The organism is Micromonospora sp. ATCC 39149 (assembly GCF_000158815.1).
In the GTDB taxonomy this organism is placed as follows: Bacteria; Actinomycetota; Actinomycetes; order Mycobacteriales; family Micromonosporaceae; genus Micromonospora.
This window is the reverse complement of sequence record NZ_GG657738.1, coordinates 5897571-5911152: the sequence shown is the minus strand read 5'-3', so window position 1 is coordinate 5911152 and position 13582 is coordinate 5897571. Positions and strand designations below refer to the sequence as shown.

Annotated in this window: 6 protein-coding genes and 1 pseudogene; 5 read left to right on the top strand and 2 right to left on the bottom strand. The window is 66.0% G+C overall.

The features are described 5' to 3' along the window. Positions 1 to 32: 32 nt before the first annotated feature. Positions 33 to 869, bottom strand: a complete 837-nt coding sequence (locus tag MCAG_RS25950) for an IS5 family transposase (RefSeq protein WP_007075922.1) — start codon at positions 867 to 869, stop codon at positions 33 to 35. Positions 870 to 1130: 261 nt separating this feature from the next. Here MCAG_RS25950 and MCAG_RS25945 point away from each other — a divergent pair. Further along, positions 1131 to 1346: pseudogene (locus MCAG_RS25945) on the top strand (transposase); the annotation flags it as partial. Between the two features lie 81 nt (positions 1347 to 1427). On the opposite strand, the gene MCAG_RS25940 reads toward MCAG_RS25945, so the two are convergent. Beyond that, positions 1428 to 1919 carry a hypothetical protein gene (locus tag MCAG_RS25940; protein WP_157548219.1) on the bottom strand — a complete coding sequence of 164 codons (492 nt, stop codon included), beginning with the start codon at positions 1917 to 1919 and terminating at the stop codon, positions 1428 to 1430. A 681-nt stretch (positions 1920 to 2600) separates the two neighbouring features. On the opposite strand from MCAG_RS25940, the gene MCAG_RS25935 reads away from it, so the two are divergent. From MCAG_RS25935 to MCAG_RS25925, 4 genes are all read left to right on the top strand, one after another. Beyond that, positions 2601 to 5930, top strand: a complete 3330-nt coding sequence (locus MCAG_RS25935) for a LamG domain-containing protein (RefSeq protein ID WP_198141625.1) — start codon at positions 2601 to 2603, stop codon at positions 5928 to 5930. A gap of 353 nt (positions 5931 to 6283) precedes the next feature. Continuing rightward, positions 6284 to 8164 carry a hypothetical protein gene (locus MCAG_RS29885; protein WP_157548217.1) on the top strand — a complete coding sequence of 627 codons (1881 nt, stop codon included), beginning with the start codon at positions 6284 to 6286 and terminating at the stop codon, positions 8162 to 8164. A 109-nt stretch (positions 8165 to 8273) separates the two neighbouring features. After that, the gene (locus tag MCAG_RS25930) at positions 8274 to 13289 is read left to right on the top strand and encodes an RHS repeat-associated core domain-containing protein (RefSeq protein WP_050778061.1); all 5016 of its coding nucleotides are present in this window, start codon (positions 8274 to 8276) and stop codon (positions 13287 to 13289) included. A gap of 3 nt (positions 13290 to 13292) precedes the next feature. Next, on the top strand, positions 13293 to 13520 hold the full coding sequence (locus MCAG_RS25925) for a hypothetical protein (RefSeq protein WP_007075917.1): 228 nt from the start codon (positions 13293 to 13295) through the stop codon (positions 13518 to 13520). The last annotated feature ends 62 nt before the right edge of the window (positions 13521 to 13582 follow it).

Genomic DNA, 13582 nt, shown 5'->3' with positions numbered 1-13582 from the left:
CTGATTCACGTATTTTGCGAGTGATGTTGCCTTCAGATGTCTCGCCAGGTTGGGGTGGTTTCGTCGGCGACGCGTCTGGTGAGGTTGTCGATCATCGCGATGCGGATCATGCTGGCGGAGTTGTCGGGTAGGGCTTCGTAATCGCGGGCCAGGCGGCGGTGGAGCATGATCCAGCCGAGGGTGCGTTCGATGACCCATCGGCGTTTGACCACGGAGAATCCTCTGATCTGTGGGTCTTTGGTGACGACTTCGACGTCGATGCCGAGGGTGGCGCCGTGTTCGATGACCTTGTTCTTGAAGCCGGCGTCGACCCAGGTCTTGGCCAGGGCCGGGTGGGTGGTCTTGGCCTGGTTGAGCAGGTCGATGCCGATGGTGTTGTCACTGGTACTGGCGGCGGTGACGACGACGGCGAGGAGCAGGCCGAGGGTGTCGGTGACGATGCCGCGTTTGCGTCCGACGATCTTCTTGCCGGCGTCGATACCCTGGGTGGGCAGTGGTGCGTTGGTGGAGGTCTTCACGCTCTGGGTGTCGATCACGGCGGCCGATGGCTGTGCGGCGCGTCCGGCTTTGGTGCGGGCCAGGCCGGTGAGCTGGTAGTTGAGCTGGGTGAAGATGCCGTCGGCGGTCCAGGCGGTGAAGTAGCCGTAGACGGTCTGCCAGGGTGGCAAGTCGTGGGGCAGGTAGCGCCAGGCGATGCCGGTGCGGTTGACGTAGAGGATCGCGTTGAAGATCTCCCGCAGGTCGTGGCTGGCGGTGCGTCCGCCGACGCCGGCGTCGGTGCGGGCCTGGCGCCAGGCGGCAAGGCGTGGTGCGATCAGCGCCCAGCGGGCGTCGGACAGGTCGGAAGGGTAGGCGGGTTGCTCAACCATGTCGAAGGTCTACTGTGGAACGGACGTGGTGGATCGCACCTGGAGTCCGACGATACGAGGGCTTTTCTGAACCAGACACGATCTGCGGAACGAAGCTGGCATATCGATGCGGTATCAGTCAGGGCAAATAGTGCCGATAGCCATGAGTCGGCTGCTCTGCTGGCCTGTCATTCGGCGGGCCGAATGCCGCCAATCGTACACAGACAAGATCAAAACGCCCAGTAAGAGGGCGTCTAGTTCATATTGATCATGGTTTGTGTGATCGTCACGCTCGGCCGGACGCTGAAGAAGCGTGCGACCGACGTCTTGGCGTACTTCGACCGGCCCGGCACGTCCAACGGCCCGACCGAAGCGATTAACGGACGGCTCGAGCACCTGCGCGGCTCCGCCCTCGGGTTTCGCAACCTGACCAACTACATCGCCAGATCCCTGCTCGAAACCGGCGGCTTCAGGCCGCAACTACACCGCCAACCGTGAAGAGCCACTTGACGTTGCCGACTAATTAGCAATCGGCGTCACGTATCAACGTCCTCGTCGTTCGGAAGCCTCCGGTCCGCTTTATCTTGCTGGGTGCTCAGTCTGCGAACGGATCTGCCTGAACTTCTCGCCCGGGTCGTCGGCTTGGGTGAGGCCACCAAAGTGGATCATGCCGAGAGTCTGCGCGGAAGCCCAGACGCAGACATCGACGCGGAGATCCTTGCTCTGACCCGTACCGCACCGGGCCTTCCCTCCGAGTGGACCGGACGGGACGGGCTCTACATCGTCGACAGCCGTCAGTCCGGCGAACACCGCATCCAACACCGCGTCTGGAGCGGTGGCGGTTCCGGACACCCCACTGAGGAGGATGAACCGATTGTCATCGCGATAGACCCCGAGTTCGGGTGAGTAGTGCTCTTTCACCGCCACATAGGCGGTGCCTACTGCGCTGGTCGGCTCTCCCTGGACGAAACCCTTGAAGTAGCCCATGTTCTTCTCGGCCAGCCCGATCAGTCGTCGATCGACTGATTCGTTCCACCGTCCGAGCAGCTTCTCCGGCTTGTCGAGTCGCATCGCCGCAGGACTGAGGCTGGGCGAGGGCGGGGTGGAGGTCCGCGACTCGACGGTGTCCGCAGAGCGCGAACATCCAACCGTGCCCAGCAAGGCCACCATGACGAGGATGCCGAGCGCCGTAGTGTGACGTGCGCCGTCGATCGACGGTCTTCCCATCATGTGCGCCGCTTTCCGAAGCAGTTGTCGGCGCAGAGTATCGCAAGCCCTCCGCCTCACGTTGGTGCGGCACCGGGTCGATCCACTAGAGAACTACGCCGGTGAACGGGACTTGGCCGCGTGATGCCCTGGCCGGCCGAGACAGCCAGGGCCCGCCGATCTTGGCCGGGCAGCCCACGAGTCGCTCTCGCCCTCCTCGTCCTTCGCAGCACCGGGACCCCTTGCCAGACGATCACTCAGGGGCAGCAGAATCCAGACCACATGCCACATATGAACGTGGCTCGCGTTACGCACCGTCACACCCTGTAGGGGTATTGACGCGAAGAGTGCCGGGCCTTAGCTTCAGTCGACTTCAATCTCGGGGGAGGCGACGTGCGACGTCGTTGGTCGATGACGCGTGTCCGCAGAACGGCGTGGGGGCTGACAGCCGCCGTTGTCGCTGGCAGTGCGGCGGTGAGTGTTCAGGCCCCGGCGACGCCGGCATCGGCGGAGGCAGCGGAGGCCCCATCAGCCGAGGCGGTGGCGTTGGCGGCGGCCGAGCGTTCTGGCTCGCCCGTGGAGGTAACGGACTTGAGGTCAGAGTTGTCGCGGGTCTTGGCGACTCCGGAAGGTTCGCTGCTGCTGGAGTCCTACGCGACTCCTCGCTGGACCCGCGGGACTGACGGTGCGTGGCGGCAGATCGACACGACCCTGCGGATGACGACTGACCGTGGGGTCGCCCCCGTGGCGACGCTGGCGAGAGTTGCCTTCTCGACTGGTGGTGCCACTCCGGCAGTGCGGCTACCGATTGGCGACAGCAGCGAGGTGAGCCTCGGCTGGCCTGGCCAGTTGCCCGCTCCTCGGCTGGAGGGCGACACGGCCGTATACGAATCGGTATGGCCAGAGGTTGACCTTCGGGTGCGGGCACTGGCGGACGGGTTCACCTGGGCCGTGGTGGTGAAGTCGGCTGAGGCAGCGGCCAATTCTCAGCTCCAGGAGCTTCGCATGCCGTTGAACACGCCCGGGTTGACCCCACGCGACCGCAGCGGCGGCGGGTTCGAGGTGGTCGACGGCGCTGGCGTAGCAGTCCTGTCGAGCGGCAACGCATTGATGTGGGACTCGTCCACGAACGGTGGGGCGACGACGCAGGCCGCGAAGGCCGCTGCGGCGCAACAGCAGCGCGATGTCGTTCGCGCTGCCCCGGATCTGGCTGAACAGGCCGAGTTGCCCACCAGCATCGAGGGTACGGATTTGGTGATCCGGCCGGACCTGGACCTGCTTCGGGGGCCAGACACCGTGTACCCGGTCGTCATCGATCCTTGGACGACCATCAACAAGGCGAAGTGGGGCTACACGGGATCGGAGAACCTGACGCGGGACGACGGCGTCGCCCGGGTGGGCAAGGAGCCGACCGGCGCGGGGACCTTCCGGTCCTTCTTCCGGTTCAACCTGACGAGCCTGTCCGGCAAGGCGATCCGGTCGGTGAAGTTCCTGACCGAGATGACTCATTCGTGGGATTGCGCCAACACCCCGGTCAACCTGTGGCGGTCGGCCGATCTCGCCACCTCTGGTAAGCAGATGTGGGACGGGCCGAACCTGGCGTTGTGGTTGGAGGAACGGTCGGGACACGCGCACAAGGCCCCCGCCGCGCCGAGCTGCCCCAATGACCCGCAGCCGGACCTGCCCATGGAGTTCACCAGCACCAACCTGAAGAACGACGTGGCCGCGGCGATCGGCCAGGACAACTACACCCTGGCGTTGTCCACCCGCAAGTCCGATGGCACTTTGGAGACCACCAGTAACTGGTGGAAGAAGTTCGACCCGGCGATGACGAAGCTGACGGTGGAGTACAACACCAGCCCCACCACACCGACCGCCGGGCAGATGAGCACTCACACTGGATACACCGCCCCTGCGAAGGCCTGCGTCACGGGTGCCTCACGTCCCGTGATCAACTCCTCTGCGCCCTGGTTGAAGGCCACGCTTACCGATCCCGACGGCAGCAACGGCGGTAGCCTCTCGGGCGTCTTCACCGTGCAGAAGTGGAACGCGACGACCAGTACGTGGGCGGCGGCGACGGGCTGGCCGAAGACCGATTCCGGCGTCGCGCCCGGGGCCAAGGCCGAGGTGCAGTTCACCGTGAGCACCGCGAACGGGGACCGCTACCGGTGGCAGGTGCAGACCAAGGACACCCTCGGCGGCACTTCGAACGCGTCACCGTGGTGTGAGCTCGATATCGATACATCGTCACCGGAGGCTGTCCCGGCCGTAACGACCGCCGACGGCCTGTACCCGGCGTCCCCGCCCTTGGGCACGAACGTGGACGCCCAGGGCGGGATCGGATACTCGGGGCGGTTCACGTTCTCGCCCAACGGGGCCATGGGCGTCTACGACTACGTGTACCGACTCAATGGTGGCGCCGAGTCCATCGTCAAGGCACCTACCCTTGGCGGCTCAGCGACTGTGTGGATCACCCCGGAGCTCATCGGCAACAACGTGCTGACCGTCGTGAGTCGCGACCAGGCCGGGAACCCCAGTGGCGCACTGGACTACAACTTCCTCGTCAACATCGCTTCCCTGCCGAAGGCGCATTGGGCGATGGACGAGGGAGCAGGGACCTCTCTGGCCCCACCGGCCGAGGTCGGCGGGGCCACCGCGACCCTGACCAACGGGCCCACCTGGACCGACTCACGGATCGCTGGCACGCACAAGTCCCGCGGCAAGGACTGGGCGGTCAAGTTCGACGGCGTGAACGACTACGCGAGCGCCAACGTCGGCCTGGACACGTCCCGAAGCTACTCGGTCGCCGCCTGGGTGCGCCCCGACGCCGATGGGCTGATGGAGATCGCGGGGTCTCCCGCGAGCGCGACCGACTCGTTCATGCTCCGCAAGTGGGGCGACAACCGCTGGACGTTCGGGGTCATGGAGGAGAACCTCGGGGGCACCGCCTTCACGAACATCTTCGGGCCGGTGGCGGTCACGGGCGTGTGGACCCACGTGGCCGGCGTGTATGACGCAGCCGGCGGCAAACTGCTGCTCTACGTCAACGGCACGAAGGTCAGCACCGGTACGGTTCCCCGGACCTTCAACGCCGGCGGCACGATCACCATCGGCCGTGAACGCTGGAGCGGCACCGATGTGGCGCACTGGAACGGCGCGATCAGCGAGGTGTCGGTGTGGGACCGTGTCATCGACCCGGAACTCGACCTGGCGCCGCTGGTCGCGGCTGTCAAGGTCGGAGCCTGGGACATGGAGGACGTCGACACCGAAGCGCCCCGTCAGGAGGGCGACGCATCGGGATACCAGCGCCCGCTGACCCTGGCCGATGCCCCCGCCGCTGACTGGGCCATGGAAGGCGGACACAACGGCTCGACCGGCCTGCTGGTCAACGGCAGCCCCGGCTCCGCAGACACCGCAGCGTCCGTCCTGCGCACCGACCAGTCGTTCACCGTCGCCGCGTGGGTCAAGGTCACCACGGCAGATCACCAGGCGGTCCTGGCGCAGGACGGCGCCACACGCGCCGCCTTCTACCTGATGTACGACGATCCCACCGACAAGTGGTGCATCACCATCCCGTCAGTGGACACCGGCACCGCGACCTGGCAGTACATCGTCTCCGTCAACCCAGCGCAGCTGGACACGTGGACGCATGTCGCGGCCCGGTACGACGCTTCTGCCCGGGAACTCAGGTTGTACGTCAACGGCGTTCTGCAGGGCAGCCGCGCCAACACCGTCACCTGGAACAGCTCGTCGGTGTTCCACGTCGGCAAGGCGAAGAGCTCCTACTTTGTCAACGGCGGCACTGTCGACCGGGTCCGTGCCTGGCAGGGGCTGCTGTCCGAGGGCGACATCCTCACCGACATGAACGAAGGCTGAGCCGCCTGGCCTGAACATGTGGCCACCTGCTGCCCGGCCGTATCGCTGCCATGTGCACCGCTACGGCCGGGCGGCAGGGTCGCCACGACACGTCCTACCCGGCTGGCCCCGGCCTCATCAGTGGAAGGCCAGTCGCACTGTCCCCACCTCTCCGGCGAAGCCCAGCGAACAACGACTGCCCATGCGGCTTCGGCCGGCAGGAGCAGACGAGGCGCGCCCCGGCTGCCGGCCCCCACCCACCGCCGTGGATGCCAGCACGGCGCGCAGCCCTCAGGCGAAAGGACACCATGGCCACCGTCAGACCCCGCCGCCCGATACACCCGGCCCGGCACCGACCACACATTCCCCCACTGTTGCCCCGACGTCCGCTGACCGCTGCGGTGATCGTGCTCGCCATGGCGTTGGCGACCCTCGGTGGACAGGTCCCGGCGCAGGCGCGACCAGAGGCCACCGCCGAGCTGCTCAAGCCGCAGCGCTACGAGTCGGTGCCCGTTCACCCGGTCAAGACCGCGAAGCCGGCGCCGGATGCTGAGGCCGCCGCCAACAAGATCCAACGCCCCTCGCCGGTGTGGCCGGTGGCGGGAACCGCCGAAGTGACCCTGCCTACGAAGGACGCGCGGGCGGCCACCTCGAAGCCGGTCCGCGCCGGATCGCTTCCGGTGGCGATCGCACCCCCAGGCTCCGACTCGGCACGCCGTCCGGCGACGGCAGTTCCGGGCAAGGTACGGGTCCAGGTGCTACCACAGGCCACTGCGGAGAGAGCCGGCTTGCGTGGCGGCCTGCTCATCCGGGTGGGACGTACCGACGGCGGGCAGTCGGACGGCCAGGTCGAGGTGACGGTCGACTACTCGACGTTTGCCAGCGCGTTCGGCGCCGACTGGTCATCGCGGGTGCGGCTCGTGCGGGTGCCCGAGTGCGCGCTGACCTCACCGGAAGCCAAGGACTGCCTCGTGACGCCGCTTGAGTCCCGCAACGCGGTGCGCGACCGCACCGTGTCGGCGTCGGTGCCGGCAGGGCCGATCCGCCCCGCGATGTCGAGAGCGGATGCGAAGCGCTACGGGATGGTCCCGTCCACCGCGACGAGCGGGACGCTGATCGCGTTGGCGGCGGGCCCGTCCGGTGGTGCTGGCAGCTTCACCGCGTCGAGCCTCGCGCCGTCGTCCTCGTGGAGCCATGGTGGCTCCACTGGTGGCTTCAACTGGTCCTACCCGATGAGGACCCCGCCCGGCCCGGGCGGCCCCGCCCCGAGCCTCGCCCTGTCGTACTCCTCGCAGGCGGTCGACGGCAGGCAGGCGGCGACGAACAACCAGCCGGGAATGATCGGTGAGGGCTTCGACTACTCGCCGGGATTCATCGAGCGGCAGTACAAGGCATGCGCCGACGACATGGACAGCTCTGGCGCGAACAACACCGTCAAGACCGGAGACCTGTGCTGGGGGCCCGACAACGCCGTCATGTCCCTCGGTGGGTCGTCGGTCGAACTACTCAAGGGCAGCGACGGCAAGTGGCATCCCCGCCGCGAGGACGGCTCCAAGATCGAGCTGCTGACCTCCCCGGTCTACAACAACGGCGACAATGACAACGAGTACTGGAAGGTCACCACCGCCAACGGCACCCAGTACTGGTTCGGTCGCCACCAACTGCCGGGCTGGAGCACCTCGCGCCCGACGACCAACTCCGTGCTGACCGTCCCGGTGTACGGCAACAACCCCGGCGAGCCGTGCCACCAGAGCACCTTCGCCGCGTCCGAGTGCGGCGGCAAACGGCAGGCGTGGCGCTGGAACCTGGACTACATCCAGGACGTCCACGGCAACACCATGTCCCTGTGGTGGAGCAAGGAGACCAACCACTACGCCAAGAACAAGGCATCCTCGGCGCCCGTCGCATACGACCGGGCGGGCTACCTCACCCGCATCGACTACGGCACGGACAACCGCGACAACACCGAGTACGCCGCGGCATCCCCGTACGTCCAGAACGCCCCGATGCGGGTGGCCTTCACCTACGCCGACCGCTGCCTGGCCAACTGCACGACCAAGAACGACACCACCTGGCCGGACACCCCCTGGGACCAGGAGTGCACCGCCACCACGAACCCCTGCCAGAACGGCTCACCCACCTTCTGGTCGGTCAAGCGGACGACAGTGATCACCATCTCCGTGTGCAAGACCGCCCTGTCGAGTACAGCCCGCCGACTCCTGGACGCTGCGCCAGTCGTTCCCCGACCCCGGTGACGGCACCCGCGCCGGCCTGTGGCTGGAAGGCATCACCCACCGCGGCCTGAACGACCCCGCGCTGATCACCACGCCGAACGATGACACCAAGGCGGTCGTCGCCCCCGAGGTGACCTTCGAGGGCATCCAGATGCAGAACCGGGTCGACGCCACCGGCTCGGACTGGGCGCTGGCCATGAACTGGCGCCGGGTCAACCTGATCACGCTCGAGACCGGTGGCCAGCTCTTTGTCACCTACAGCGACCGCCAGTGCGCCAAGGGCGGCACCATGCCGTCAGCCAGCGCCCTGGACAGCAACACCCTGCTCTGCTACCCGGTCCGATGGACCCCACCGGCCTACACCGACCCCATCACCGACTACTTCCACAAGTACGTCGTCCGCGAGGTCCAGCAGATCGACCCCACCGGCGGGGCCCGACCGCTGCGCACCAGCTACGAGTACGGCAACCCGGGCAACCAGCCGCTGTGGCACTACGACGAGGACAACGGCCTCGCCCCGGACAACCGCAAGAGCTGGTCCCAGTGGCGCGGCTACCCGAAGGTCACCACCTACGTCGGTGAGGGCACCAACCGCGTCAAGACCGAAACCCTCTACTACCGGGGCATGTACGGCGACAAACTCGCCGGCGGCGGCACCCGCACCAGCACCGTCGAAGGCCTCGAAGGCGGAGCCGTCAACGACTACGACCACTACGCCGGCACCCCACGGGAACAGATCAGCTGGCTCGGTAGCAGCGTGCTGGCCGCCACCGTCAACGACATGTGGCGATCGGCCGCCACCGCGACCCGCGCGGGCACCCCGATCGCCGAGGCCCGCTACAGCCGGGTCACCACCGTCCGCAGCCGGGCCACCACCGACACTGGTGTCCGCCGGGCCAGCACGACGACCACCTACGGCGACTACGGCATGCCAACGACCGTTCAGGACAACGGCGACGACGACAAGACCGGCGACGAGGCCTGCGTACAGACCGAGTACGCCCGCAACACCACCGGCGCGAACTGGCTCCTGACCCCGGTCAAGCGCACCCACGGCTGGATCGGCACCTGCGCCACCACGCCGACCACCGCAAGCCAGATCACCGCCGACACGAAGTTCAGCTTCGACTCGCTCACCTACAACACCACCCCGACGAAGGGACTGCTGACCAAGATCGAAGCCATCACCGGCTTCAGCGGCGGCACCCGCACCTACCAGCAGAAATCCACGGCCGCCTACGACGCCCGCGGTCGCGTGACAGAGTCCACCGACGTCGCGGGGCAGACGACCACCACCACCTACACCCCGCTCGTCGACGGTCCGGTCACCAAGGTGGAGACAAAGAACCCGCTGTTGTGGAGCGACATCGTCGACCTCGACCCGGTCCTCGGGCTCCCCCTCAAGGCGACCGACCCCAACCTGCGGATCACCGAATACACCTACGACGCGATGGGTCGCAACACCGCCGTCTGGCTGCCGGACCGCGATCGCACCGCGAACCCCTCCGCGCCATCGACCCGCTACAGCTACCAACTACATAAGACCCAGCCATCCACGATCACGACCGAGTCCCTCAACGCCAACGGCGGATACGACACTTCCCACGTCCTGCTCGATGGCCTCGGACGCGGCAGGCAGACCCAGGAACCGGCGTACGGCGCCGGAAGGATCCTCACCGACACCTTCTACGACGCCGCTGGCCGCATCTACAAGGCGAACTCGGCCTACTGGAACAGCAGTCCGGTCGACCTCACCGAGATCCGCCTCGGCAACGACTACGAGATCCCCAGTCAGACCCAGACCCTCTTCGACGTCGCGGGACGACCGCTGCACTCTCTCCTGCTCGCCGGCCAGAACGGGCTCCAGGTTGAGAAGTCCCGCACCTCGATTACCTACCACGGAGACCACACCACCACCGAACCCGCGCAGGGCGAGGCGGCCATCACCACCTGGACCGACGTCCAGGGCCGCGTCGAGAAGCTCTGGCAGTACCACAGCCACACGGCGACCGGCACCTACGACGAAACCAGCTACACCTACCACCCCACCGGCCAGCTGAGCACCGTCGCGGACGCCTCGGGCAACACCTGGTCCTACACCTACGACATTCAGGGCCGCCCGGTCTCGGTCAACGACCCCGACCAGGGCACCTCCACCATGACGTACAACACGTACGGTGACCTGGAAAAGACCACCGACTCCCGGCCCGACACGCCGGACCTCTACTACACCTACGACCAGGTCGGCCGGCTCGAAACCCTCCGCGAGGGCAGCCTCACCGGCCAGAAACGCATCGGATACACCTACGACTCGCCGGTCAAGGGCGTCGTCAAGTCGGCCTCCCGGTTCATCGGCACCGACGAGTACCGCGACGAGACCGTCACCGTCGACAAGCTCTACCGGCCGACGCAGACCAAACTCACCCTCCCAGCCTCGCAGGCAAGCTTCTGCGGCATAGGAGCCACGACCTGCAGCTTCACCAACAAGGCCACGTTCAAGGCCAGCGGCGCGCTCAACAACCTCACGCTCCCCGCAGCCGGCGGGCTAAGCCAAGAGATCCTCACCCACAAGTACGACACGACCTACGGCATGCCCAACCAGCTGGCCACCGACTACGGCGACGCCAGCTACTACGCCATCCAATCCGGCTACACCAGCCTGTTCGAACTCAACACCATCACCCGCGCCACCGCCCTAACAGGCGCCAAGTTCCTCCAGTCCGCCACCTACTACGACGAAGCCACCGGCCGGGCCAAGAGCAGCTCGGTCTCACGCTCAACCTCCCCGGGTCTGATCGCCAACGTCGAGTACTCCTACGACCCCAGCGGCAATCTCAAGAAGATCGACGACAACCCCGGCAGCGCCACCCGCGACACCCAGTGCTTCACCTACGACCACCAACGCCGACTCACCCAAGCGTGGACACCCGAGTCCCATGACTGCGCCACACCACCCCAGAACGACCAGGAACTCGGAGGGCCGGCACCCTACTGGCAGCAGTGGTCGTTCGGCGCGCCCACCGACCCGAAGGGCCGCATCGGGAACAGGCTGACCCAGACCGAGCGGGCCACCCCGACCGGAACCATCACCACCACCTACAACTACCCGAGCCCGCAAACCGCTCAGCCCCACGCCCTGCTGGGCTGGAGCCGAACGGACAACACCGGCACCACCACCGGCTCGTACTCCTACGACAACGCCGGCAACATGACCAGCCGCCCCGGCCCCTCCGGTCAACAAACGATGACCTGGGATGCCGAAGGCCATCTGGCCACACTGACCGACAGCGCAGGCACCAACTCCTACATCTACGACGCCTCCGGCAACCGACTCATCGCCACCGACCCCACCAGCAGCACCCTGTTCCTCGACGGCCAAGAGGTCCGGCGAAACAACAGCACCGGACAGGTCGACGCCACCCGCTACTACACCTTCAACGGCGAGACCATCGCCCAACGCACCGTCACCGGCCTCACCTGGCTCGCCAGCGACTACCAAGGAACCGCCCAGCTCAGCGTCGCCACCGACACCAACCAGACCATCACCCAACGCAGACAAACCCCTTACGGCACACCCCGTGGACCACAGCCAACCTGGCCCAACCAACAGGGATTCCTCGGCGGCTTCAAGGACCCCACGGGCCTGACACACCTGGGCGCACGCGAGTACGACCCGACCATCGGCCGGTTCATCTCCGTCGACCCCATCAACGACCCCGGCAACCCCCGCCAACTCCCCGCCTACACCTACGCCGCCAACAACCCCATCACCTACAGCGACCCCAGCGGCGAAATCATCCCCGAGTACGGTGGGATCGATACGCCCACGGGCCTATGCGACCATGGGTTGGGTGGATATGCATGTCAAGAAGATGTCGAAGGCGGTGGTTCCGGCAACGACGGGGTAGGGCCTGCGAGGAAGACCGGTCGCCAAAAAACGCATGAAAGCCTGGAGGCGTGCGGACTGTTCTTGCCTGTCGGAATGGTCTGCGACGGGGTCAATGCGGCCATCTACGTCAAGGAAGGCAACTACACCGAAGCGGTAGTGGCAGGAGTCTCCACTGTTCCCGTCCTGGACTGGGCATGCAAGATCAAAGCCTGGTGCAAGGCCACCGTCGGCTGGATCGCCGACAGAGCAAAGTCGGCTGTCGGAAAGGCGCCGACTGGAGCTGCACCCAAGATCGATCATGCGGCCGACGCCCGCGAGATGGCAGCCATCAAGGCAGATGCCCGGTCCGCAGCCAATCAATCCCCCGCCCCGAAACCGCCAAAGCCGCCGACGAAGGAACCAGGGCCAACGACCAAGGGGAAGCCTTCCAACAATGGTGGCGGTGGTGCACCTGCAGCGAAGTCCGGCTGCGCCAAGCACAGCTTCGCCCCTGCCACACCCGTACTCATGGCCGACGGCACCACCCGCCCTATCGCTGAAGTTGCCGTGGGCGACGAAGTTCTAGCGCATGACCCCATGACCGGCGTCACGAGTTCCCAGACCGTAGAAGCGCTTCACATTAATCAGGACGAGTCACTTACCGATCTCTCCATCCAGACCGACGATGGTTCGATCGCCCCACTAAAGACGACACAGCATCATCCGTTTTGGAGCGCAAGCCGCAACGCGTGGGTAAATGCGGCCGACCTCCAGGCAACCGAAGAGTTGAAGGCGCCGTCGGGCGCCCCGGCGACGGTGGCAAAGGTCCACAACTTCCTCGGCGCAGAGATCATGCGCGACCTTACAGTCGCCGACGTCCACACGTACTATGTGATGGCCGGCACCACGCCGGTCTTGGTCCACAACTGCGGCGAAGATTTTATCGAGAGTGCCGCCGGTGATCGTCTCTACGGGCCGTTCCATCGGCTGGAGTCTCCTACCCAGACTGCCGAGGTGGCTGCTCAAATGACAGAGAGCGGTGAGTTGTGGGGGAGGGTTGCGCGCATCTCTTACCAGGACCGTCCTATGGTCCAGGCATATCGGGGTGCCCTGCCGCAGGGTAGGCGGGGTGTCGAGTTCTACACGCCGGTCCAGCCGTTGTCTCCGCGCAACTCGCCCCCGGGGGAGGCTAGATGGCTTGCTGGGATTCCCGGCGTTAGACACGAAGATGAATTTGCGAAGATCTCGATTATCGTGACACGGAATACCCAAGGATAAGTGATGGAAGAAGATCGTTTCGGGACATCTGTCGAGCTGGGCGATGGGGTGGTAGTCGTCCGCCTTGATCTAGTGACCGCCGAGTGGCTGTGGGAAGCTCTCTATGCGCTTGGTGAGCACGTCGCTGCAGGCGTGAAGGTTGAGACCATGCCGAGCGACATGTCGGAGAGGTTGGGTTCCTTCATGGGGCAATTGTCGAAGGTCGTACATTCAAGAGATGGCGATTCGTAGACATGTTCCTCCCCTGGTTGGCACCCCGGAATAGGCGGGACCGCTGTCGGCTCGTGGCTTCT

Coding starts and splice junctions, on each gene's coding strand:
- MCAG_RS25940 (WP_157548219.1), bottom strand. CDS start 1,919: ATGCGACTCGACAAGCCGGAGAAGCTGCTCGGACGGTGGAACGAATCA.
- MCAG_RS25950 (WP_007075922.1), bottom strand. CDS start 869: ATGGTTGAGCAACCCGCCTACCCTTCCGACCTGTCCGACGCCCGCTGG.
- MCAG_RS25925 (WP_007075917.1), top strand. CDS start 13,293: ATGGAAGAAGATCGTTTCGGGACATCTGTCGAGCTGGGCGATGGGGTG.